The sequence below is a fragment of the Polyangium spumosum genome (assembly GCF_009649845.1).
Lineage (GTDB): Bacteria > Myxococcota_A > Polyangia > Polyangiales > Polyangiaceae > Polyangium > Polyangium spumosum.
The window spans coordinates 201,049-224,974 of sequence record NZ_WJIE01000005.1; the positions used below are offsets into that span (position 1 = coordinate 201,049).

A 23,926-nucleotide genomic window follows, 5' to 3' on the forward strand; every position below is an offset into this window, starting at 1 on the left:
CCCCCTCACCCCGATAACACCCGCCAGAACTCGCCGAGCCGCTGCGGCGACACCGTGACCGCCGTCTTCAGCTCCGGCGCGAAGAGCGAGACCCGGAGCTCCTCGATGAGCCACCGGAACGTGTCGAGGTCCTCCGCAGGCACCCCCCGCCCGCGGAGGCCCTCGTGGTGGTCGAGGTAGTTCTTCCAGAAGGGCGCGACCTGCTCGGCCTTCGATTGATCCTTCTGCGGGCCGTTCGGCATTCGCTCGAGCCGGATCTGCACGGCCCGCAGATATCGCGGCAGGTGCGCGAGGCGCTCCACGCGCTCGCGAAGGAACATGCCCGGCGGGATCAAATGGTCGAGCTGCACCCGGATCTCCTGCAAAGAGGCGCGAGGGGCGCCGGGTTTGCCCGCGAGCGCGCGCAGCGATTGCTCGGCCCGCGCGAGCTCGGCCCCGATCTCCTGCGCGAGCTTGCCGAGGCGGCTGATGCTCGCGGCGAGATCGACCTTGCCCTTGTCGAGGCGCGCGAGGAAATCCTTGCGCGTGCGCGGGAAGCGGAGAGGGTCGTTCAAGCCAAAGGCGTCGTCGAGCGCCCGGAGCACGATTTGCCGGCGCAAAGGCGTGCCGCCCGCGCCCGCGCGCTCGGCCAGGGCGCCCGTGGCGACGGCTGCCGAGACCTGGTGCTCCATCTTGTTCATCGGCATGCTCATTTGCAGCAAGATGAGCCGCCGCAGGCCGCCGCGGGTCGCCTCGTCGGCCGCCTCGCGCGAGGCGAGCACGCGCAATGCCACGGACATCTCGGTGTCGACGAGCGCCGGATACCCGGCGAGCTTGCGCCCGGCGACCTCGATACGCACCTCCTCCGGTAACGTCTCGAAATTCCAGGACGTGAGGCCCTCGCGCTCGAGCGTCGCTTTCGACGCGCCCGCCCAGGCGTCACGCGCGCGCTTCGCGAATCGCTCCTTCAGCGCCGCGAGGTCCCGCCCCTCGCCCACGACGCGGCCGTCCTCGTCGAGGACGCGGAAATAAAATCGCAAAAAGGGCGGCAGCTCGTCCGGGCGGAGCGCGTCCATCGGCACGCGCGCGCCCGTGCGCTCCTGGATCGAGCGGGCCAGCGACTCCAGCATCGGGCCCTCGAAGGGGCGATGGCGCCGCGCGAGCTCGGCCGAGAGCTCCTTGATGGCCCCGACCGATTTGCGGACGGCCTTCGGCATCGCGTCGAGCAGCCATTCGATCTTCTCGGCGTGCCAGCCCGGGATCGTCCATTCGAGCACGGCCGGCTCCGCCTGCGGGAGGAGCGCGAGGGGCAAGGAGATCGTGACGCCGTCGTCGTCCTCGCCGGGATCGAACCGGTAGGTGAGCGGCAATCGGGTGCCATAGAGCGAGAGGGTGTCCGGGAATCGCTCGGGCGTGAGCTCGTCGGCCTCGCCTTGCAATACGTCCGCGAGCGAGAGCTCGAGCAGGTGCGGGTCCTTCGCCTCGGCTTCCTTGCGCCAGGCCTCGAAGGTCTTGCCGCTGTAGACGCCCTCGGGGATACGCTCCTCGAAGAAGAGGGAGAGGGCGTGGTCGTCGGCGAGCATGTCGCTCTTGCGCGCCTTGTCCCGCAGGCGCTTGACCTCCTCGAAGAGCTTTCGGTTGTGCTCCATGAAGCGCGCCTTCGTCGCATACTCCTGCCGGACGAGGGCGTGCGTGATGAAGATCGTCCGCGAGGCCGCAGGGTCGATCGGGCCGTAATGGATCTTCCGGTCCCGCACGATCGGCAAGCCATAGAGCGATATCTGCTCGCGGGCCATGACCTGCGCGGGTTTCTCCTCCCAGTGCGGATCGCTGTGGTGCTTGCGGCAGAGCGATCCGCCGAACTCCTCGAGCCAGGCAGGATCGACCCGCGACGCGGTGCGGGCGAAGAGCTGCGAGGTCTCGACGAGCTCCGCCGCCATGATCCAGGCGGGAGCTTTCCTCGCGAGGCCACTCGACGGGTGGAGCTGGAAACGGGTTTGGCGGGCGCCGACATACGCCTTCGCCTCCGCGCTCCACATGCCGATCTTGCTGAGCAGCGCGGGCACGATGGCGCGGTGCACGCCGTCGCCGCCGTCGCCTTGCGTGGCCTCGACCCGGAAGCCCATCTCCCGCACGATTTGCGAGATCTGCTGGTGGACGTCGCTCCACTCGCGCATGCGGAGGTGGGAGAGGAAGTTGTCGCGGCACCACTTGCGGAGCTGGTTCTTCGAGAGGCGCGCCTCGGCCTGCTTGTAGGCGTGCCAGAGCTTGACGAGCCCGGCGAAATCACTCGCCTCGTCGCGGAACCTGCGGTGCGCCTCGTCGGCCTGCTTCTGCGCCGCGAGCGGGCGCTCGCGCGGGTCCTGGATGCCGAGCGCCGAGGCGACGACGAGGACGTCGCGCAATGCGCCCTCCTGCTCGCCGCCGAGGACCATGCGGCCGAGCCGCGGATCGAGGGGGAGCCGCGCGAGTTTTTTGCCGATGTCCGTGAGCTCGCCCGCGTCGTCGATGGCGCCGATCTCCTCGAGGACACGGTATCCCTCGTCCACGGCGCGGCGCGGGGGCGGGTCGAGGAAAGAGAAATCGCGGATGTCGCCGATCCCGAGCGATTTCATCTGCAAGATGGCGCCCGCGAGGCCCACGCGCAGGACCTCCGGATCGGTGTACGCCGGGCGCAGCTCGAAATCACGCTCTTCGTAGAGGCGGAAGCAGACGCCGCTCCGGATGCGGCCCGCGCGGCCCTTGCGTTGCTCGGCGCTGGCGCGTGAAATGGGCTCGATTTGCAGGGCCGTGACCCCGGAGCGCGCGTGGTATCGATTGACGCGGGCGAGGCCGGCGTCGATGACGTACACGATGCCGGGGATCGTGAGCGATGTCTCGGCCACGTTCGTGGCGAGCACGACGCGGCGCTGCGGCAAGGGCGAGAAGACGCGCTGCTGCTCGGATTGCGGGAGCCGGCCGTAGAGCGGCAAGACGACGGTGTGCGGCAGGCCGTGTGAATGCAGCTCGTCCATCACCTCGTGGATCTCGCGCTCGCCAGGCAAAAAGACGAGGATGTCCTCGCGCGGGTCGAGCTCGGTGATCTCCTCGATCGTATTGGCGATCGTCTCGGCGAGCTCGGTCTCCTCCTTGCGCGCAGGCCGATAGATGGTCTCGACCGGGTGCGTGCGGCCCGAGACCTGGATGACGGGCGCGCCGTCGAAGAACGCCGAGAATCGCTCGGTCTCCAGGGTCGCGGAGCTGACCACGACGCGCAGGTCCTTTCGCCGGGGCAGGATACGCTTCAGATAACCGAGGAGGAAATCGATGTTGAGGGTGCGCTCGTGGGCCTCGTCCACGATGAGCGTGTCGTAGGCGCGCAGGAGCGGATCACCCTGGATCTCGGCGAGCAAGATGCCGTCGGTCATGAACCGGACGTACGTCGAAGGGCTCGTCCGGTCGGCGAAACGAATCTTGTAGCCGACCTCCTTGCCGAGGTCGACGCCGAGCTCCTTGGCGACACGCGCCGCGACGCTCGTGGCGGCGATACGGCGCGGCTGGGTGACGCCGATCCGCGCCTTCAAGCCGCGCCCCATGGCGAGCGCGATCTTCGGGAGCTGCGTGGTCTTTCCGGAGCCGGTCTCGCCCGCGATGATCACGACCTGATGGTCGTACATGGCCTGCGCGATGTCGCGCACGCGCGCCGAAATGGGCAGCTCTTCGGGAAAGGAGACGGACTCTTGGCTCACGGCGCCCGAGGGTTAGCACCTCGGAGGCAAGCGCGCCCCCCGAACGAGCAAAGCGAGCTCGGCGCCGAGCCAGCCGAGGAATTCGCCGTCCCAGGGCGGGCCCTCCGGATATCGCTCGCGGATCCTGTCGGCGAGCTCGATGTCCCAGCGGCCGAAGTGCGCCGTGAGGTCGTCGCGTATCGCGCGGCCCAGCCGGACACCAGGATCCCCCGCGGCCGCGGCCACGCCGAAGGCCTCCTCGCAAAGGTAATAATTGCAGGTGGCGCTCCTCCGATCGGGCGGGAGGACGCAGCCCGACGGGCCGAGGTAGACGCAACGCTCGGGCAAGGGCTCGCTCGGCGGGACACGTCGAATGGAAAGGCCCCGCCGCTGCGGGGCGAGGCGGCCTTCGCGGATCTCGGCGAGCAAAAAATCACGCCCGCCGAGGAGCACGATACGCCCGACGTCGGCCCAGGCCACGGCCGGCGGGGCCTCGCAGCAGCCCGCTCGCCCATGAGGACATCGCGCGCAGAGCGGCGAAAGGACGAGCGAGTGAACACCAGCGAGCGCGAGCCGGACCATGCGCCGCGGGATACCAGGCGAAGCGCGGCGCGTCCATCCTCGCCATGAAAAGCAGGGATCCTGGTGGCAAGGCCCGGCGCGCGTGGTACGTTCGGCCGGCCGGTCCATGTCGAGCCTACGCCTGACCTTCCTGGGCACGTCCGCCGCGGCGCCGACCGCGCACCGGAACCTGTCCGGCCTCTTCGTCAAGCGCGAAGGCCAGAGCTTCCTCTTCGACTGCGGCGAGGGCACACAAAGGCAGATGATCCGCTACGGCACGGGGTTCGCCCTCGACGCCGTGTTCTTCACGCATTTCCACGCGGACCATTACCTCGGCATCATCGGCTTTTTACGCACGCTCGGCATGCTCGGCCGCGCCGAGCCGCTCACGCTCATCGGCCCGCGCACGGCCGCGACGTTCCTGCCGAAGGTGATCCGCCTCGGCGCCGAGGACATCCGCCTGCCCGTGACGATCGCCGAGGCCGAGCCCGGCGACGTGGTCTTCCGCGGTGACGGCTATCGCATCGAGGCGTTCGAAACGGACCACCGCATTGCATCCGTGGGGTATGCCCTCATCGAGGATACACGGCCGGGCCGGTTCGACGCGGCCGCGGCGCGGGCCGCCGGCGTGCCCGAAGGTCCCCTCTTTGGCAAACTCCAGCGCGGCGAGGTGGTGCGGCTGCCGGACGGGCGAAGTATCTCGCCAAGCGAGGTGATGGGCCCGCCGCGGCCCGGTCGGCGGATCGTGGTGTCGGGTGATACACGTCCCTGCGAAGGGACGACGCGGGCCGCAGAAGGGGCCGACGTGCTGGTGCACGAGGCGACGTTCGGCGATCACGAGCAGGCGCGCGCGCGGGAGACGCGGCACGCGACCGCGCGGGAGGCGGCGATCGTGGCGCGCGACGCGGGCGCGCGGCGGCTCGTCCTCACGCACCTGTCGACCCGATACGATCGGGATCCGGACACGCTGCTCGGCCAGGCGCGCGAGGAGCTCGAGGACCGGACGCCGGTGATGGTGGCCGAGGACGGCGACACGATCGATCTGCCGCTCCACGATTGACGTTTGCCGGGCGCGGGCCGGCCGCGCTTGACGTTGTGGAAAATAAAGCCGAACATCGAGGCGTCTTTGCTGGATCTTGCCCGGGAGATGCCATGATCGCCTTGCGCCACGCTGGGATTTGCCTTGCCCTCACGCTCGCCGCCGCCTGTTCCCTCGTCAACGCGCCCGATCCCGTGAAGGGGGAGGTCGACGGCGAGGGAGGCTCGGGCGGATCGGGCGGCGGCGGCCCCCCGTCGCCCTGCGGGAACGGCGTGTTCCAGACTGGCGAGGAATGCGACGACGGCAACGACGTCGAGACCGACGGTTGCCTCTCGAACTGCAAGAAGGCCACATGCGGGGACGGATACGTCTGGGAGGGCGTCGAGGGCTGCGACGACGGCAACATGGTGAATGACGACGGCTGCACGAATACCTGCAAGCTCGGGACGTGCGGCGACGGCACGATCCAGGAGGGCGAGGATTGCGACGACGGCAACGAGGACGACACCGACGACTGCACGTCGGCCTGCAAGGTCGCGTCGTGCGGGGATGGATTCGTGCACGCGGGCATCGAGGCCTGCGATGACGGGAACGCCGAAAACACGGATGCCTGTCTGCAAGGCTGTGTGCTCGCGACGTGCGGCGACGGGTTCGTCCAGGTGGGCGTCGAGGAATGCGACGACATGAACCAGGCGAACGACGACGCCTGCGTGGGGAGCTGCAAGAACGCGGTCTGCGGCGATGGATTCGTGCGGGCCGGCGTGGAGCAGTGCGACGACGGCAACCTCGTCGGCGGCGACGGCTGCGGTCCAGGCTGCACGCCCGACATCAGCCTGCCGCAGTGCATGGATTACATCATCCTCGACACGGCCGATCGAAACATCGCGCACGTCGACCCGAACGTCCGGGAATGCGACCAGTCGGTCACGAACGGGAGCTGGTATCGCTTCATGGGCGCCGCGGGCACGAGGATGGCCACGTCACCGCCGCCGGTCAACGTCTGCGCGACGCACGCGCCCGGCTGGGTCCAGGGATCCTACCCGGCGAACGAGGGCGAGGTGGTGAACGCGACGGCGTGCTTCAACTGGGGCGGCAACCCCTGCAACTGGTCGTCCGCGATCCAGATCGCCAATTGCGGAAAATATTACGTCTTCCAGCTCCCGGCGCCGGACGTCTGCCAGCTCCGGTATTGCGGGACGAACTGAGCGATTCCCTCAGCCCGAGCCCCTCGCCCGCGCGGGAGAGGGGCTCCATGGCCACGGGCTAATCCTGCGCCGAGATTTCCTTCTCGAGCGTGTCGAGCTCCGACTTGTAGTTCGCCGAGGTGATGTCCTTCTCGGCCTGGTCGTCGTAATCGGCCGCGGTCGGGATGTCCTTGTCGTCGAGGACCACCGGGGCCGCCGCCGTCCCGCCCGTCGTCGTGCCCGCCGCGGGCTTCTGCTCTTCACAGGCCACGACGAGCGCCGAAATCGCGAGCAGCACGAGCATCATCGAGCGCTTCATTTCGCACCTCCCTTGCCTTCCGGCTTCGCGCCCGTCGCCTTCGCGTCGTAACCCGACATCCACTTCTCGTGGCGCGCGTTCTCCTTGTCGATGAGCTTCTGCGCGCGCTCGGTCGTCTCGGTGTCCTTCGCCTCCTCGGCGAGGTCCTTCACGCGCTCGAGGCGCGCGAGCCTGCGCGCGTGCCGCTCGAGCTCCTGCTTCATGGCCTGCGCCATGGGCTGGCCCTTCAGCGCGGCCGAGACCTTCTTCTTGAGCGCCTCGCGCTCCTCCTTGGACTTCTTCTTGCGCGCTTCCTTCTTGGCCTTGCGCTTCTCCTCGTTGGCCTTCTGCTCCGCCTCGGTCGGGGCCGCGGCCGCGTCGGCGCCGGCATCCGCGTCGGCGCCCGCTGCCTCGGGCTTGCCCTTGTCCTCGGGCTTGCCCTTGTCGTCGGGCTTGCCCTTGTCCTCGGGCTTTTGCGCCGCGGCGGCAGCCTTCTCCGGGCCCTTGCCCTTGTCCTGGGCCACGGCGGGCCGCGGCAGGTCCGCGGACGCCACGCCCGTCACGCCGAGCAGCGCGCCCAGCACGAGGGCCACGGCGCCCTTCTTCCACAATCCGTTCATTCTGGTTCTCCCTTCGCGCGCGGCCCCCCACCGAAGGAACCACGGCGCTCGTCGAGCTTCTCGAAGCGAGGCGGACTTTATACCGACCGACGCCGCAGGGGCAAATACAATCACGAATTCGTGGAGCCACGCCCACGTGTACCGCGGAGCGACAAGGATCCGGGCGCACCTTCGATCGCGTATTGCTCTTCGAGGAGCTGCGCCGTCTCGTCGTCGATACGCACGGGCGGCTCGTTCACGTCGGCCCGAGGGCGCTCGAGCGCGCGCGTGCCACGCTCGATCACCGACGCCGAGAGCCCCACCCCCGACGGCAAAGCCCCGCCCGTCACGAGCGACAATCGAACGCCGGTCACTTGTTTTACCAGGTCGAGCGCGGCGTCGGCGGCGCGCAACAACCCGTCGGCGCATTCCCCCTCGAACACGGCGGCCACGCCACGACCGAGCAGTGGAATGACCACCCCCCCATGATGTTCGGCGATACGCTGGAAGACGCCGCGCGTGCGGCCCACGTTGCTCGACAGGGGCAAACGGCCGAAGATCACGCCCACGAGGTGGTCGTCGCTCGGGAGGAGGGCAGGCGGGCGCGAAAAACCCTCCGCGAGGGGCGCGCCGAAGGGGCCCGCGAGCTCGATCGCCGCGAGGGCGTCGGCCATCTCGCGGGCCGAGGAGAACCGCGCCTCGGGGTCACGCGCGAGCGCCCGCGCGACGAGGGCGTCGAGCGCGGGAGGCGCGTCCGGCCAGGCGTCGGACAAACGCGGCGGCGCCTGGAGGACGATCTTCGCGAGGACGGAGAATGCGTCGTCGCCCACGAAAGGTTTTTTCCCGGAGAGGAGCTCGAAGAGGAGCACGCCGAGGGAGAAGAGGTCCGAGCGAATGCCAATCTCGGCGTCGCCACGCGCCTGCTCGGGGGACATGTAAAACGGCGTGCCGAGCGCGACGCCGTCGATGTTCTCCGAGGTGTTGTCGTGCGCGACGCCGAGGTCGAGGAGCTTCACGGCGAAGGGCGCGTCGCCGCCTTGCTCGGCCAGGAAGAGGTTGCCCGGCTTGACGTCGCGGTGGACGATGCCCGCCTCGTGCAGCGCGAAGAGCCCGAGCGAGGCCTGGCGCGCGATCGTGAGGGCCTCGGCCGTGCCGAGGCGCGCGTGCGAGGCGCGCATGCGGTGCGCGAGGTCCTCGCCTTCGAGCCACTCGAGCACGAGGTAGGGGCGGTCGTCGGCGTCGATCCCGGCGTCGACGAAACCAACGACGTGCTCACTCTTGATACGCGCCGAGAGCCGGGCCTCGCGTTCGAATCGATCCCGGGTCATCGGGTCGACCGCGAGGTGCTCGTGCAGGCGCTTGATCGCCACGGGGACGCGGCGCTCGAGGTCGAAGCCCCGGATGACCTCGGCCGTCGCGCCGATCCCGACGCGCTCGGCGAGCGTGAATCGATCCGCGCCTCCCCCGCTCATGGCTCGCCTTCAGTGCCAGGCCGACGCCGTCCGGACCGCCTGGCCCGTCCGGTCGTGCTCGGCCAATAACTCGATCGAGCGCGAGCGACACCCGCTGCACGAGGGGAACGTCGAGCCGTGCTGGCAACGCAGCATCAAGGCCTCCCCCGTCTGCATCTCCTCGGGCTCGAGGTGACGCCCGCACGCAATACAATGGATGTGATGGACATGCGCCGGGGCGGCGGCGGGGCGCGGCGGCGCGAGGGCCTTGCGCTCGCGCTTCGTCAATCGCTTTTCTCGCTTCATGCTCTCGTTTCCACCTGGTCGGGCCGATGCGGCGAGGGCCCTCGCCGGGTCATACGAGGTTCGGCGCACGCGGGCAAGAGCTTGTTTTCGTGTACGCTAGGGCGCGCCCGTGGGGCCGTGGCTGCCCCACTCTTCGTGGAGCGAGCCGAACGTCCGCCGCACGCCGCTCGCAGGCCCACGCTCGTCGTCGTCCTTGGCCCAGCGCGCCTTCGAGCCGCCCCGGGCGATCGGAACCACGGCCGCGCCCCGCCGCCCCCGCGTGTTCCGCCCCGAGCGCCCCGAGCGCCGCGAAGGGCGGAGGCGCCGGCTGGCCGCGACGAACCCGAGGTAGACGCCGAGGAAGGTGGCCCCGGCCCAGGCCGCGAGCACGCCGAACGCGACGCCCGCCGTCTTCACGCCGCCTCCGTCGCTGCGCGCGAAGCTCGCCATGGTTTCCATGCTGCTCCGCAGCCCGGCGACGTCCTCCATCGGCCCGCGCAGCGCCGCGACCTTGCCCATCGGCGCGTCGAGCTGCGCCACCTTGCCCATCACCTCGTCGAGCGCCGCGACCTCTTTCATGGGCGCGTGGAGCGCGGCCACGTCTTCCATGGGCTTCTCCAGCCGCGCGAGGCCCTTTTCCATCTGGCCCATCTGCGCCTCGAGGCGCGCCATCCCCGCGCCGAGCCGCGCCATCACGGGCCCGAGCGAGGCGAGGTCCTTCATCGGCGCCTCGAGCCCGGAGAGCTGCTTCATGGGCGGGCCGAGCGCGTCGAGCTCGGCGGCCATTCTCTCCATGTTGGAATTCGACCGTCCGAGCACGCCGGCGGTCTCGTTCATGGTCTTCGTGGTCTCCTGGATGGCGCGTGTATTCGTCTCGACCATCGACGCCATGCCGCAACCCGCGATCGCAGGCGCAAGCAGGGTGACCAGGACGACGAGCGCTCTCCTTCCCGACGAGCTCATGCGTGGAGCATCAATCGGGAGACGCCCTGCGTCAATGCACGTGCGCGCTGCGCAAGGACATAATATGTCCTATGTTCGCGACGCCGGAATTTTGCGCGGGAGGACGGCGGAGTCGATTTCGCTTGCGCTCCGTTTTCCAGGCTCGCGAGCCCGATCCGTCGAGAGGGTTTGTCCGCGGGGCACGGCGCCCCGCCGCGCGGGGGGGTAGACGCGCGGCGAGGCGCCGTGGCCGAGGAGGGGGGAGGTTAAACCGCCCCGGCGGTGATCGAAAGCGCGACCGTCGCCGCCTGGAGGGTCGCGGCGATACGCACCGCGTCGTGCACCTGGTCCTCGCCGAGGCCCCCGGCGAGGACCGCCTTTTCATGCGACTTCACGCAAGCCTCGCAGCCGTTCAGGGTGCTGACGGCGAGGCACATGAGCTCGAAATCGACCTTCGAGGTCTTCGTCTGGGCGATCCGATTCATGCGGAGCTTCGGCGAGCGCTGCGAATACGACTCCTTTCCGACCTGGTAGCGGAACCGGTAGTAGACGTTGCTCATCGCCATCAGCGTCGCCGCCGCGTAGGCGTCGTCGATGACGGCGTCGGCGTTCTCGAGCTCCGCCCGCGCGATCTCGACGATCGCCTCGCGCAGCTCGGCGCTCCGCGCGTTCGCCGCGCAGGCGAGGGCGATCCCGAGCCGCTGCGCCCGGCTGAGCGAGGATTCGCCCTCGAGAACGCCCTGCAGGTTGAGCTTCGTGTCCCGCGCGGCGTCGGGCAACTTCGCGCGGATGGCCTCGAGCGCGCTCATGGCTTCACACCTCCAGCGTGGGCTGGCCCTTCACCCAGTTGCACGGGCAGAGCTCGTCGGTCTGCAGCGCGTCGAGGATACGCATGACCTCGTCGACGCTGCGGCCGACGGAGAGGTCGTTGACGCCGACGTGCCGGATGACGCCGTTCGGGTCGACGATGAACGTCGCGCGGAGCGCCACGCCCTCCTCGGGGTGCAGGACGCCGAGCGCCTGGGAGAGCTCGCGCTTCGTGTCGGCGACCATCGTGAACGGCAGGTCCTTGAGGTCCGGGTGCTGCTTGCGCCAGGCGAGGTGGACGTATTCGGTGTCGGTGCTGATGCCGAGGACCTCGCAATCGCGGTCCTTGAAGTCCTGGTATCGCTTTCCGAACCCGGCGATCTCGGTCGGGCAGACGAAGGTGAAGTCCATCGGCCAGAAGAAGAGCACGAGCCACTTGCCCTGGTAGTTCTCGCTCTTGATGTCGTGGAACTCCTTGCCGTGCTCGAGGCTCACGACGCCCTTCAGGTTGAACGCGGGGAGCTTTTGGGAAACCGTCAGCATGTCTTCCTCCTCAAAGGTCTCTGTCGACTCCAGAGTCCGTTTTGTACTTTGTCCATCTCTGGACGGCGTCTAAATCCTTGGCCAAAAAAAGCGGCCTCTTCGACGATTCGAACGAGAACAGCGAGACGAGCGCTTCAGCAGGCGCGGCCCTTCTTGCGCTTGCCGCGCAGCACGACCTGGTATTCGTGCACGTCGTAGCCCTCGAGCGCGTCCACGTTCGAGACGGCGAGCGCGCTCCACGGGACGTCGTGAATGGCGCCCGTCTCCTCGTCGATGAAGTGATGGTGCGGCGCGAGGTTCGGATCGAACACCACCCGGCCCTCCGCGAGCACGTGGGCCCGCAGCAGGCCCCTGTCCACGAAGAGGTTCAAGGTGTTGTACACCGTCGCCCGCGAGACCATCGGCAGCGCCCGCTTGACCCTCGCGAAGACCTGGTCGGCCGACGGATGCTCGTCGGTCCGGAGCACGTACTGCGCGATCGCCAGCCGCTGCGCCGAAGGCAACACGCCGTGCCGCTCGAGGACCTCCGCCTCGTCGAGCTCGATCTTCATCACCTTCGTCCGCCTCACGGACCTTAGACTGAGTCTAAACCGAGACCCTGTCAAGAACGGCGTACGAATTTCTCGCTCGTCCGCGGCACGCGGCATGCGAGCACGAACAGGCGGGGGTAAGTACCATGGACAATCTCGGCAATACGACGGGTCCCCGGCCGCCCGAGCTCGACCGGCAAGAGCGCGAGCGTTCGATGCAGATCGTGACGGCCGGTTCGCTCGTGGAGGCCATCGGCGGCATCGCCGCCGTGGTGATGGCGGTCCTCGGCCTGGCAGGGATCGCCCGGCAGACGATGATCGGGGTCTCCATCATCGCGATCGGCGTCGCGCTCCTGTTCGCAGGCGGCGCGCTGGCGTCGCGTTACTCGCAGTTCGCCTCACGCGTGAGCGGGCAACGCGTCGACGAGGTGGAGTTCGGCGGAGGCGTGGGCGTCGAGTTCCTCACGGGCGCCGCAGGCACAGTGATGGGCGTGCTCATCCTGCTCGGGATCTACCCGCTGACGCTGGCCGCGGTGTCCGTCGTGGCCTTCGGCGGCGGCCTCTTGCTCTCGACGGGCGCGACGAGCGCAGTGAACCAGCTCGGCGAAGCCTTCCCCTACGACCGGCGCGTGCGCATGGCGCGCGAGGCGGTGCAAGGCGCGGCAGGCGTGCAAGCGCTCGTGGGCATCGGCGCGGCGATCCTCGGTATCCTCGCGCTGCTCGGAATCCAGCCGTACACGCTCCTCCTGGTCGCGCTGCTCGGCCTCGGCGGCGGCATCCTCATCGCGGCGTCGGCCGTGAGCGGGCGCATGCTGGTCGGGCTACGAGGCTTCCGCTGACCAGGCGCGTTTTTCAGGAAAAACCAACCGCTCGAATCCGCGAGACCGCCCAGGCGACCGCGCCCTTCAAGGTCGCCCGGGTGACGATGCCCTGCATCGGATGGTCGAGGTCGACGAGCGTGCGCGCCACGGCGGCGCGAATGCCGGAGATGACGACCTCGGCCCCGAGCAGGCCCACGGCGTTCGCCGATGCCACGAGCGCAGACGCGACGCTCGCCGACGCCCCTCGCACCCCCGTGATGTCGAGGATGAGGACCCGCGCGCCGCTCGACGAGACCCCCGAGAGCGCCGCCGCGAGGATCTCGTCGGCCCGGCGCTCGTCGAGCACGCCGATGAGGGGCATGACGACGATGCCATCCGCGATGGGGAGGAGCGGCGCCGAGAGCTCACGCAGCCGCTCCTCCTGCGCCTCGATCATGGCGTCGTGGAGCGCCTCTTTCTCGCGTTCGGCGCGCTCACGCTCGAGGAGCTCGCGCTCGAGCTCGGCCGTGCGGGCCCGGACCTCGTGCTCCAGGCGCTCGTTGGCGAGGCGCTGGGCCTCGCTCATGCGCTGGATGCTGGCCACGAGCAGCGCGTTCTCCACGGCGATCGCCGCCTGCGAGGAGAGGAAGGAGGCGACCGCGATACGCGCGTCGGTGAAGACGTCGGCGAGGGACCGGTTCTCGAGGTAGAGCACGCCCGCGAGGCGGCCGCGGTGGGCCATCGCGAGGCAAAGCAAGGAGCGAGGGCGGCGCTCGACGAGGTACGGGTCCTTGGAGAACCGATCGAAGCCACGGGAGCCGCCGAGCACGACGGGCGCGCGGGTCGCGGCGACCTCGTCGACGAGGGCACGAGGGAGCTCCTCACCCGCCACACGCGCCGCGCTGAACCCCACGAGGACACGGTCGGGGTCGATCGTCATGGCCGCCTCGACGACGAGGCCCGAGCCCCGATCGAGCAGGAGCACGGCGCGCTGGGCGCCCGCGGTCTCCACGATCACCCGCATGACCCGATCGAGCAGGACGTCGAGCACGATCTCCTCGGCAATCGCACGGGTCGCGCGCATCACGGCACCGAGGTCGAACTCGCCCGTCGCCACGCCCGGCACGGGCGAAGCCGACGGGCCCACGCTGCGGCGCGGCAAGAGAAAGCCGTACCGCTCGCGGAGCATGTCGACCTTGGTGATCGCGCCCCAGCGGAGGTAGGCCTGGTAGGCCTCGCCCATGTAAGCCCGCGCGACCGTGTCGCGGCGACGCTCGAGGTGGAAACGCGCGGCGAGCTCGTTGGCGAGGGCCTCGTCCCGCGACACGCCGCTCTCGGCCGCCGCGCGGATCGCCTTCTCGTAGAGCGAGAGCGCCGTCCCCTCGTCCCCGATGGCGCGCGCACGCTCGGCCGAGACGAGCAGCCACTTGCGCTCGTAGTTCTCGGGGCAACGCGCCGCGAGGGCCGCGAGCTCGGCGAGGATCCCGTCCACCCGGGCGAGGCGCGCGGCGCGCTCGGCGGAGAAGGCGGCCGTGTCGAGGAGGAGCGCGAGCGCGAGCCAGACGGGCAGGTCGGTCGCGAGGAACTCCCCCTCGACGTCCGCGAGGCCTTCCGCCGCGGCGAGGGCCTCCCGCACGGCGCTCGGGGCGTCCTCGTGCAGGAGGAAGAGCTCGACGCGGCGCGTTTGCCAGTAGAAACGCGCCCGCGCGCCACCTTCGCGCCCGTGGGCCGCGAGGAAGGTGGCCTCGTCGAGGTCGTCGCCCTCGAGGCTCGCAGGGGCGCGCGTCCGCCCGAGCAGGCTGCGCACGGCCTCCAGGGTCACGCGGGCAGCGAGGTCGGCCGCGACGCGCCCGCCGGGGGCGCCGTGCGCGAGGGCGAGGCTGCGCTCGGCCTCGTCGCAGGCGCGGGCGAGGTCGTCGCCGAGCTCGAAGCGCGCGGCGAGGACCTCGGCGGAGGCGCGGCAAGCCGTGGCGAGATCCCCCGCGGCGACGGCCTGCCCCACGGCGCGATGAAAGTGGAAGAGCGCGAGGCGCCGCGGGCGACGCGCGTGCAAGATCGAGCCGGAGAGGAGGTGCACGCGACACGCGAGCGGCCCCTCGCCGAGCTCCTCCGCGAGCGCGAGGGCGAGGTCGCCGAACGCCTGTCCGAGCTCGGAGAGGTCGGGGAGGACGAACAACGCGGCGCCATACGCGGCATAACCGACCGTCGAAGCCTCGGTGTTGCCATGCGCCATGGACGCGCGCACCAGCGCGGCCGCGACGAGGCCCGTGGCCGAGCGGCTGACGACGCCGGCAGGCGCGAGCAGCTCGAGGAGGAGCGCCATCGTGGCCACGGCCTCGGGGCTACGCGCGACGGGCAAGCGGAGGAGGGACGCAGGCGAGCGGCCCGCGAGCTCGGCCTCGATCGACCGCGCCTGCCGCGCGAGCGCCGCGCGCCGCTCGGCCTCGTCCTCCGGCACGACGAACGCGAGCTCGCCGAGGCCGCGCGCGCCCACGCGGAGCGCCTCGACCGGCGAGCCCGCGGCGGCGTGCCGGGCGACCTCGATCCGCTGCGCCTCGATGCGCTCGAGCGGAGAGCGCGCCCCCGCGGCGAGCGCGGCGACGAGCGCCTCGGCCGCGCCGCTCGGCTCGCGCGTGACGAGGCAAGCGCAGAGCTCGCGGGTGAGGTCGAACCAGAGCGCGTGGGGCTCGTCCCCGGCGAGGGCGAGCAGGCCCGCCTCGAAGCAGGCGATCGCCTCGGAGAGCGCGCCGATGGCCTGGAGCCTGCGGCCCGCGAGGAGGTCTCGCTCGGCGAGGGCGCGCCGCTCGCCCTCGTCCCGCATCGACGCGAGGCCCCGGTTCTGCTGGCGGACCGCGGCGAGCAGGTCGCGGTCGTCGGCGTCCGCTCCACGCGCGGCGAGGATCTGCCCGAGCCGGAGGTGCTCGTCCTGGCGCCGCGACTCGGGGATGCGCGCGTAGACGGCCTCGTGGACGCGGTCGTGGGAGAAGGCGTACGGCACGTCCCACGCCTCGCCCGGGGAAGGCGGCGCCGCGGAGGCGTGCGCGAAGCGGTAGTCGGACGAGAGCGGCAGGACGAGGCCCGCTTCAAGCGCGGGCCAGAGGTCCTCCGCGACGGCCGTGGGCTCCCGCTCGGCCACGCGCGCGAGCGTGCCGAGGTCGAAGCTCGGGCCGAGGCAGGCCGCGAGCTCGAGGATCCGCTGCGAACGCGCGGGCAGCGCCGCGACACGCTCGCCGACGAGATCACGCGCGCCCTCGGCGCCGAGGTGGTCGCGCACGAGCTCCACGTCCCAGCGGAAGGCCCCCGCGCCCGCGTCGAACCGCACGAACCCCTCGGCGTGGAGCGCGCGCAGGGCCTCCCGCAAGAGGAAAGGGCTGCCGTGTGTCGCCTCCGCGAGCACGTCCGCGAGCGGGGCGACGCGCTCCTCCGGCGCGCCGAGCGCGTCGCCGAGCAGCGCCCGTACGTCCGGAGGCGCGAGCGGGCCGAGCGCGATCTCGGTCACGGCGACGCCCGCGAGGCGGAGCTCGCGCAGGTCGAGCGAGCGCGCTTGCTCCTCGGGCGCGCTCTCCCGCCGCGACAGCACCACGCAGAGCCGCTTCGCCGTGGCGTCCGCGCAGACGACCCGCACCACGTCGATCGAGTCCGCGTCGGCCGCGCCGATGTCGTCGAGGAACAGCACCACCGGGCCCTGGCGGCTGGCCGCGTCGAGCAGGGCGCGTACGAGCACCGCGAGCTTGCCGCTCGGGCCGGCCGTCGAGAGCGGGGCGCCCGACGATGGCGCGCCCGACGACGGCACGGGCGCCTCCCGCTCGGCGAGCGTCCCTTCGAGCTCCGGGACGAGCTCGAGCAGCGCCGCCGCGTTCGTCTCGACCGCGCGCCCGAGCTCCCGCAGGAATGCGCGCGCGTCCTCTGCCGGCCCTCCGAGGATTCGCCGCACGAGGTCCCGCAGCGCGGACGAGAGCAGCCCGCACGGCGCGCGGCTCCCGAGCGCGTCGGGCCTACCCTCGGCGAAGATCCCTCCGCGCAGCGCGGCGGCGCTCTCGAGCTCGCGCGCGAGCGTCGACTTGCCCACGCCTGCCGGCCCCGAGAGCATGATCACCCCGAGCCGCTCGGACGCGGCGCGTTCGAAGGCCTGGGCCATCTGCTGCCGCTCCCGCTCCCGCCCGTAGAGCCGCTGCGGCAGCACGAGGTCGGCGCCGAGGTCGTGCCTGCCGAGGGGGAAGGGCTCGATCCGGCCGCGCTCTTCCCACTGCGACGAGCAACGCGCGAGGTCGGCCTCGAGGCCCCGCGCGCGCTGGTAGCGGTCGTCGGCCGATTTCGCGAGTAGCTTGACGATGATGTCCGAGACCACGCGCGGCAGCTCCGGCACGAGCGCGTGGGGCGGCACGGGCGCGCGCGCGATGTGGGCGTGCACGACCTCGAGCGGGTCCTCCATCCCGAAGGGCAAAGCGCCGGTCGCGAGCTCGTAGAGCGTCACGCCGAGCGCATACAGGTCGGCGCGATGATCGACGACGCGGTTCATCCGGCCCGTCTGCTCGGGGGCCATGTACGCGAGCGTCCCCTCGATCGCCGACGCGGCCGCGATGCGCCCGTCCTCCCGGGGCAGCCGCGAGGCGTGCCCGAATCCGATGAGCTCCACCTCCAGCGTGCCGTCGTCGACCAGGAGATTCGCCGGGCAGATGTCCTTGTGGACGAGCCCCACGAGGTGCACGCGGTCGAGCGCCCGCGCGATCGACGCGCCCAGCCTGAGCACCGAGCCCACGTCCTGCTTTCCGCCGCGCAGCCGCTCGACGAGTGGCCTCTTGCCCGCGTCCGAGAGCACCAGCGCGACGCCGTTGCGGCAAGGTGAGAGCCCGAGCGCCTCGGGCACGCTCGGCTGCGCGAGCCCTCGCATCACCAGAAATTCGTGCCGGATCCGCGCCACATCGCGGGCGGCCGGGTAATCCTCGTTCAGCGCCTCCACGAGCACGGGCGCACCGTCGACGTCGCGGTAGCCGCGATAAAGCGTCGTCACCTCCCCCTCGAGGACGACCTCGGTGAGGGTGTGCCCCTCCAGCCAGAACCTCATTCGATGAGCCATCCGTCCCCTTGCGGCTCGCGTCAACCGCGCTCGCACGCCGTTGGTCCTGAACGACCACCGTTGTGGCCCACGCCACAGGCACTCCAGATTGCTTTGCGGGGACGATTTCTTGGAGCACCGGCGTCGCGTGATGCCCGGGTACGTGAGCTGCTACGCTGCGCCACCATGTCCCGCTTCCACGAGACGCTCATGGGCGTCTACTTCGACGACCTCGACGCCTTCCAGATCCTGCACAACGCTCGGTACATCCTCCTGTTCGAGCGGACGATCGGCTCGTTCTGGAAGCACCTCGGCTGGGGTGGCGTCCTCGACGCGCAGAAAAACCCCGACCAGTTCCACTTCGTCCGGGCAAACGCGGTCGAGTACCTCCGGCCCGTCGTGGGCGTGCGTGACGTGCGCGTCCGGGTCTGGGTGGACAAGCTCGGCCGCACGAGCCTCACCTTCGGCTTCCGCATCCTGCCCACCGACCAGGACGAGGACTTCGCCCGCGGCACCCGCACCATCGTTCGTGTCGATCCCACGACGCACCGGCCCGTGCCCTGGACCGACACCTTCCGCGCCACGCTCGAGCCCTACCGCGCCGACCTCGGCGCCTGAACGCGAGAATGTCGTAATCGCGTCATCGCGACGTGTCCGCGGCGCGGCGGCTCTTCATTCCGCTCGCGTGCACGCCGTGCAGGAGCTGCTCCAGCACCTCGTGCCAGCCGAGCTGATCCTTCACCACGAGGTCGACCAGCACCCCCACCGCCGCCCGCGTCGTCACGCGCCGCTGCGGAGCCCGCACGAAGACCAGCGTGTGCAGCCGCTCGAGCACCTCCTCGTCCGCCGGGCGGACGTTCGCGAACCGCGGCAAGCTCGCCCCGCGCTCGCGCGCCACCACCCACCTCGCAATCGCGACGTCGTCGAGCCCCGTGTCGTCTCGCAGAATGTAAACGTCCTCCAGCATCGACCGGTACGTCGCGGCCCAATCGACGCAGATCACGCGCGTCCTCGGCAGCACGAGCGAGAGCGCCTCCACCTCGTCCGTCCGGCCGAACGGCGTGTCCGTGAGGTCGAGCTCTTCGAGCTGCGTCATCGATCGCAGCGCCGCCGGGATCGCCGCGAGCGGGTTGCCTTGCAGCCCCAGGAAACGGAGCTCGGAGAGCCACCCGATCGCCTCGGGCAGCGTGGTGATCCCCGCGAGCGACAGGTCGAGCTCCACGAGGCGCTCCAGCGTGAAGATCACGTCCGGCGGCCTGCCGTCGCGTAGCCCCACGGGCGCGCCGGCGAGCAGGAGCGTCCGCAGCCCCCGGAGGCTCGCGAGCGCGTCGGGCAGGCTCTCGAGCCACGTGTTTCGCAGGTCGAGCCGATGGAGCGTGGCGAGCTTCGTGATCTCCTCGGGCAACACGAGCAAGGGGTTGTCGGCGAGCTCCAGCGCCTCCATCCCCGCCCACGCGTACCCCGCGAGCGGCAGCGCGCCGATGCGGTTGCCCGACAGGTCGAGCGCGCGCAACGTCCGGAGGGCCGGCAACATCGGCGGCAGCGCCGTGAGCCGGTTTCCGCGCAGCACGAGCGCCCGGAGCGCGCCGAGCTCGCCGATCGACGCGGGCAGCCCCGAGAGCTGGTTTTCGCCGAGGTCGAGCTTCTGGAGCGCCGTGAGCGCGCCGAGCTCCGCCGGCAGCGCCTCGAACCCGAGCCCCGCGAGCCCGAGCTCCTCGAGGTGGGGGAGCGACAGCACCGGCTCCGGGAACGTGTCGAGCGGGTTTTTCCCGAGCGAAAACGCCCGGAGCCTCGTCCGGCTCGCGAGCCACCGCGGCGCCTGGGTGATGCGGTTCTGGCCGAGGTCGAGCGACACGAGCGAGGGCAGCTCCGCGACGAACGAGGGCACCTCCTGGAGCTTGTTGTGGCTGAGATCGAGGACCCGGAGCCGCTCGAGCTTCCCGAGCTTGCGGGGCAGGTCCTCGAGGGCGTTTCGCTCGAGCGTGAGGACCTCGAGCGCGGGGAAGTCGCCGAGCCACGCGGGCACCTCCGTGAGGGCATTGCTCCCGAGGTCGAGCTCGACGAGGTTCCGGAGCGCGCGGATCGCGGTCGGGACCTGGCCGAGCATGAGACCACGCAGATCGAGCTTGCCCGTTTCTTCGGCGGCCCCGAGGCGTTCGGCCAGCATTGACGACCATGCTAGGAAGCGCCCGCTCCGCGCGTCAACCCTTGACAAAAGTGGTACGCTCCGGCCGCATGCAAGCGGAGACCATCGTGGTGGGTGCCGGCTCGTCCGGCGCGGTGATCGCGGCCCGCGCGACCGAGCGCTCGGATCGTGAGGTGCTGCTCGTCGAGGCCGGGCCCGACTATCCCCCGAGCGTGACGCTCCCGTCGGATCTCGTGGACGGCACGAAGAACTCGATGACCGAACACGACTGGGGGTTCTCCTACCTGCCCATGCCCGGGCACGACGCCTGGGTGTACCCGCGCGGCAAGGTCGTCGGAGGCTCCTCGGCGGTCAACACCTGCATCGCCCTCCGCGGCCAGCCCTACGATTACGACGAATGGGCCGCGCTCGGCCTGCCCGAATGGAGCTTCGAGGCCTGCCTGCCCGCGCTCAAGCGCCTCGAAGACGATCACGACATCCACAACCGATGGCACGGAGAGGGCGGCCCCATCCCGATCCGGCGCCACCCGCCCGAGGAGCTCACCGCGTTCCAGGCTGCGTTCGTCGAGGCCTGCCGCGCCCTCGGTTTCCCGGCCTGCCCCGATCAAAACGACCCCGACCCGTTCGGCGTCGGCCCGCAGCCGATGAACAAGGTCGGCGGCGTCCGCATGAGCGCCGCGCGTTGTTATCTCGACGAGGACGTCCGCCGCCGCGACAACCTCCGGATCCGCCCGCGCACCTGCGTCCGGCGCGTCCTCTTCCACAATGGCAAGGTCACGGGCCTCGAGGTCGAGACCGAGGGGAAGGTGGAGGTCGTCTCCACGAACCGTGTCGTCCTCGCGGCCGGCGCCATTTCCACGCCGGGGATCCTCCTTCGCTCGGGGATCGGCCCGAGGGACCTCGTCGAGCGGCTCGGCGTCGAGCTCGTCTCCGACGTGCCGGCCGTGGGCGCGCGCCTGCTCGACCACCCGGGCTCGCTCGCGATCTTCATCCCGAAAAACCACGGATTCGCCAGCGTCCGGCATCCGCTCATTCAAACCGTCTTGCGTTACACCTCGGAGGGCAGCCCCTTCCCGAGCGACATGCAGCTCCAGCCGTTCTCGTTCTTCGCCTGGCCCGGCAATCACATGCCGCTCGTCGGCATCTCCTGCTGCGTGGGCAAACCTCGGGGCCACGGCCGCATCACCTGGACGAGCGCCGATCCTTCGGCCAAACCCCTCATCGAGCTCGAGACGGTCAGCCACCCCGACGACCGCGCCTGCGCCGCCGAGGCCATGGAGCTCGCCGGCCACGTCGCGCGGACGAGACCCTTGCGCGACCTCGTCGTCCCCTTCTGGCCGAACGACCACGTCCTCCGCAGCCGCGCGGAGATCTCGCGCTGGATCGAGTTCAGCTCCGGCTCGGGGTATCACCCCTCCGGCACCGTCCCGATGGGGCCGGAGGGGGATCCCGCGGCGGCCGTCGACGGCCGCGGCCACGTGCGTGGCGTCTCCGGCCTCATCGTGGCGGACGCGAGCATCATGCCGACGATCGTCAGTACGAACACGAACGTCACGGCGTTGATGATGGGCGAGCGGTTCGGGGAGTGGTTGCGGGACGGGGGGCTCTGATCAGGGCATCGGTGCCTGATCGTAGACGCTCGGGCCGCACGTGCCGAAGGTGGCATTGCAGCTCGTGAACCCGAGCGACTTGCAGTCGATCTTCTCGATCTTGCCGGCGTTGCAGATCACGACCGAGTCACCCTCGCACGTGGTGTCGTTCCCGGGCGTCGGATCACACTCGTTCGCGAGCCCGCAGAAATTCGCGACGCCCATCGTTTGGCAGGTAAACCCCGTCACGAGCGTGCCGCACTCGATCGCGTGCTCGCCGCCGTTCACGCACGCGCGCAGGGCCGTCCCGTCGCACGCGAGCCCCTTGTCGTAGTTGATCTCGAGCGGGCCGACCAGGTCCGTCTGGCACGTGGCGCCCGTCCCGAGGCACGCCACGCCGCCGAAGGGCGCGTCCTTGCACGTGAGCCCGTAATCGGCGCAGACCGGGCCGCTGACCTCGCTCCCGTTGCAGACGCGGGGCGCGCCGTCCTGGCAGGACGCCTGGAACGAGCCGGGATCGCAGGTCGGCCCCGGCATCGCCGCCCCGACGCAGTTGCCCTCGGCCTCGGAGCACGTGGTGCCGACCTTGCTGCAATCCACGGTGAACGCGAGCTGGTCGTCGCAGACCTTCAGCACGTCCCCCGTGCACGTGGGCATACACGGGCCCGACAGGTCGATCTTGACGCCGAGGCATTCCTCGACCGCCTGGCAGCCGTTCGCCTTCTCCGCGAAGCATTGCGTGTAATTCGTCAGGGCGAGCTCGTCGGGCGTCCCCCGCTCCGTGTGGAAGCGGTTCAGGACCCGCTGGATGCCGTCGTCCGGCACGCAGCTCCCGACGAAGATCGCGGCCTTCAGCGCGGCGCCCGGATCCTTCGGCCCGGCAGGATCCGGCGTCGTGCCGGAGCCGCCGGACCCGCCCGCGCCGCCCGCGCCGCCGGTGCCACCCGCGCCGCCCGCGCCCGTGGTGTTGCTGGCCTCCGGTCCACACGCCAGCACAAACCCGGCGAGGACGGAGGCCATCACGACCGTCTTCCGATGCAGCATGTTCCTTCTCGTCCGCTCAGTTGGCGCCGCCTGGATCACAGGCGAAGAGCACGGCGACCTTGGCTCCCTCGTCGTTCTTGACCACGCCGCACGTGTCCGGGCAGAGGTGGATCTGGTTCGCGTCCTTGTCGATGTAGAACGACTCCGCCGCGCAAGACGCGAGGTCGGCGACCTGCTTGAACTGCTGGTTCGGCGACATGTCGCCCGGCGCGTAATCGACGACCACGCTGTTCAGATCGACCGTCGTCCCCTCCGGCGGATCGGGGATCGCGAAGCTGCAGGCGACCTGCGCGCCCGCCACGACGCCCTCCGCGATCGCCTGGAAGACGGCATCGTAGGAGGTCGTGTCGCAGAGCGGGAACTTCAGCCCGCCCGTGAGGTTGCTCAGGCCCTGGTACCCCGTGCCCGGATCGGCGGCGGTCGGGCACTCGCCCGTGATGATCGGATCGGTGGGATCGTAGGGCTTGGTCGCCGGGTTGTTGTAGGCCATCGCGACGATGCTGTAGAAGCGATAGTTGCGATTGGCGGCGGTGCCGAAGTTGTCCGGCGACATCGCGAGCAGCGCCGCGTCCCAGTTGTTCGCGGACGTCGTCCCGCCGGCCACGGAGTTGCCGTCCGAGTAGGTGGTCCCGCCGTAGCTGCACGAGACGCCGTCGTCCGTGAGCTCGATGAAGGTCTTGAACGAGTCCGGCCGCAGCCATTCCTGCCAGCCCATCGAGGCGGCGCCGCTGAGGTCGGGGGTGGTGAACGTCGAGAGGACCTTGCAGAGCGAGTCGTGGCTGCCGATCTCGACGTTGTAATGGTAGAACTTGCCGGGGTTGTTCACGGGCTGGGCCGGCGGGCTCGCGCAGCCGCCCGCGGGGATGCCGGAGAGCGGGGCCTCGATGCACACCGACTGCGCGCTCGACGCGCTGCCGTGCCTGGCGATCATGATCACGCGGTAATCGATGCCGCTCTGCTCGATGATCTGGGCGAAGTTCTGGTTGATGTTGTTCTGAACGCCGATGATCTCGGCGCTCATGCTGCCCGAGTTGTCGATCACGATGATGACGTCGACGGGCTTCTTGACGAGCGTCGCCTCCGAGCTCTGGCTCACGCACGCGCTGTCCTCGGAGAGCGCGCCGTCGTTCGAGCCGGCGTCGAAGAAGCTGATGTCGCCGCCTTCGCCGCCCGTGCCATTGCCCCCGCCGCCCTGCGACGAGCCGGACGAGTTGCCACCGGTGTTGCCCGCTCCCGAGCCCGTGTTGTCCCCGCCCGAGCAGCCCACGCCGAGCGCCGCGCTGCCGAAAGAGAAGGCCGCGAGCGCGCCAAGGAAGATCATTCGATTCGTGCGCATGTTAATTCCTCCGGGCGCAAGCATCGGCCA

General features: G+C 70.4%; 19 protein-coding genes. 5 read left to right on the forward strand and 14 right to left on the reverse strand.

From position 1 onward, the window contains the following. Window positions 1-5 precede the first annotated feature (5 nt). A complete protein-coding gene (gene hrpA / locus GF068_RS18280; RefSeq protein WP_338046448.1) occupies window positions 6-3,707 on the reverse strand; it encodes an ATP-dependent RNA helicase HrpA in 3,702 nt (1,233 codons plus the stop codon). Between the two features lie 12 nt (window positions 3,708-3,719). Beyond that, a complete protein-coding gene (locus tag GF068_RS18285; protein WP_153820693.1) occupies window positions 3,720-4,268 on the reverse strand; it encodes a hypothetical protein in 549 nt (182 codons plus the stop codon). Between the two features lie 106 nt (window positions 4,269-4,374). On the opposite strand from GF068_RS18285, the gene rnz reads away from it, so the two are divergent. Beyond that, entirely contained in the window at window positions 4,375-5,307 is a 933-nt protein-coding gene (rnz, locus tag GF068_RS18290) for a ribonuclease Z (protein ID WP_153820694.1), read from the forward strand. Window positions 5,308-5,399: 92 nt separating this feature from the next. Next, entirely contained in the window at window positions 5,400-6,491 is a 1,092-nt protein-coding gene (locus GF068_RS18295) for a DUF4215 domain-containing protein (protein ID WP_153820695.1), read from the forward strand. 58 nt (window positions 6,492-6,549) lie between these two features. On the opposite strand, the gene GF068_RS18300 is transcribed toward GF068_RS18295, so the two are convergent. The 8 genes from GF068_RS18300 to GF068_RS18335 form a co-directional block, all read right to left on the reverse strand. Beyond that, window positions 6,550-6,789, reverse strand: coding sequence for a hypothetical protein (locus GF068_RS18300; RefSeq protein WP_153820696.1), 240 nt, complete (start codon window positions 6,787-6,789; stop codon window positions 6,550-6,552). Continuing rightward, complete coding sequence (locus GF068_RS18305; protein ID WP_153820697.1) at window positions 6,786-7,388, reverse strand: hypothetical protein; 603 nt, start codon at window positions 7,386-7,388, stop codon at window positions 6,786-6,788. Before GF068_RS18305 ends, GF068_RS18300 begins: the two co-directional genes overlap by 4 nt. Before the next feature lie 110 nt (window positions 7,389-7,498). Then, entirely contained in the window at window positions 7,499-8,839 is a 1,341-nt protein-coding gene (locus GF068_RS18310) for a protein kinase domain-containing protein (protein ID WP_153820698.1), read from the reverse strand. A gap of 9 nt (window positions 8,840-8,848) precedes the next feature. After that, window positions 8,849-9,124, reverse strand: coding sequence for a hypothetical protein (locus GF068_RS18315; protein ID WP_153820699.1), 276 nt, complete (start codon window positions 9,122-9,124; stop codon window positions 8,849-8,851). Between the two features lie 96 nt (window positions 9,125-9,220). Further along, window positions 9,221-10,066: a hypothetical protein gene (locus GF068_RS18320; protein WP_153820700.1), complete on the reverse strand. Its 846-nt coding sequence runs from the start codon at window positions 10,064-10,066 to the stop codon at window positions 9,221-9,223. 245 nt (window positions 10,067-10,311) lie between these two features. Then, on the reverse strand, window positions 10,312-10,854 hold the full coding sequence (locus tag GF068_RS18325; RefSeq protein ID WP_153820701.1) for a carboxymuconolactone decarboxylase family protein: 543 nt from the start codon (window positions 10,852-10,854) through the stop codon (window positions 10,312-10,314). A gap of 4 nt (window positions 10,855-10,858) precedes the next feature. Next, window positions 10,859-11,395: a peroxiredoxin gene (locus GF068_RS18330; protein WP_153820702.1), complete on the reverse strand. Its 537-nt coding sequence runs from the start codon at window positions 11,393-11,395 to the stop codon at window positions 10,859-10,861. A 134-nt stretch (window positions 11,396-11,529) separates the two neighbouring features. After that, window positions 11,530-11,964: a transcriptional repressor gene (locus GF068_RS18335; protein ID WP_170319557.1), complete on the reverse strand. Its 435-nt coding sequence runs from the start codon at window positions 11,962-11,964 to the stop codon at window positions 11,530-11,532. A 107-nt stretch (window positions 11,965-12,071) separates the two neighbouring features. Between GF068_RS18335 and GF068_RS18340 the strand changes: the two genes are divergently transcribed. Next, window positions 12,072-12,764 (forward strand): hypothetical protein, encoded by a 693-nt coding sequence (locus GF068_RS18340; RefSeq protein ID WP_153820704.1) that lies wholly within the window; start codon window positions 12,072-12,074, stop codon window positions 12,762-12,764. A gap of 13 nt (window positions 12,765-12,777) precedes the next feature. Here the strand turns inward: GF068_RS18340 and GF068_RS18345 are convergent, their stop codons facing one another. Next, window positions 12,778-17,790, reverse strand: a complete 5,013-nt coding sequence (locus GF068_RS18345) for an AAA family ATPase (RefSeq protein WP_170319558.1) — start codon at window positions 17,788-17,790, stop codon at window positions 12,778-12,780. A gap of 177 nt (window positions 17,791-17,967) precedes the next feature. Between GF068_RS18345 and GF068_RS18350 the strand changes: the two genes are divergently transcribed. Beyond that, the gene (locus GF068_RS18350; protein ID WP_170319559.1) at window positions 17,968-18,399 is read left to right on the forward strand and encodes an acyl-CoA thioesterase; all 432 of its coding nucleotides are present in this window, start codon (window positions 17,968-17,970) and stop codon (window positions 18,397-18,399) included. A gap of 22 nt (window positions 18,400-18,421) precedes the next feature. Here GF068_RS18350 and GF068_RS18355 read toward each other — a convergent pair whose 3' ends face one another. Next, entirely contained in the window at window positions 18,422-19,948 is a 1,527-nt protein-coding gene (locus GF068_RS18355) for a leucine-rich repeat domain-containing protein (RefSeq protein ID WP_153820707.1), read from the reverse strand. Between the two features lie 68 nt (window positions 19,949-20,016). Here GF068_RS18355 and GF068_RS18360 point away from each other — a divergent pair, with 68 nt between their 5' ends. After that, on the forward strand, window positions 20,017-21,537 hold the full coding sequence (locus GF068_RS18360) for a GMC family oxidoreductase (RefSeq protein WP_153820708.1): 1,521 nt from the start codon (window positions 20,017-20,019) through the stop codon (window positions 21,535-21,537). Here the strand turns inward: GF068_RS18360 and GF068_RS18365 are convergent, their stop codons facing one another. Further along, on the reverse strand, window positions 21,538-22,560 hold the full coding sequence (locus GF068_RS18365; protein ID WP_153820709.1) for a hypothetical protein: 1,023 nt from the start codon (window positions 22,558-22,560) through the stop codon (window positions 21,538-21,540). A 16-nt stretch (window positions 22,561-22,576) separates the two neighbouring features. Then, complete coding sequence (locus GF068_RS18370; RefSeq protein ID WP_153820710.1) at window positions 22,577-23,896, reverse strand: hypothetical protein; 1,320 nt, start codon at window positions 23,894-23,896, stop codon at window positions 22,577-22,579. Window positions 23,897-23,926: the final 30 nt, after the last annotated feature.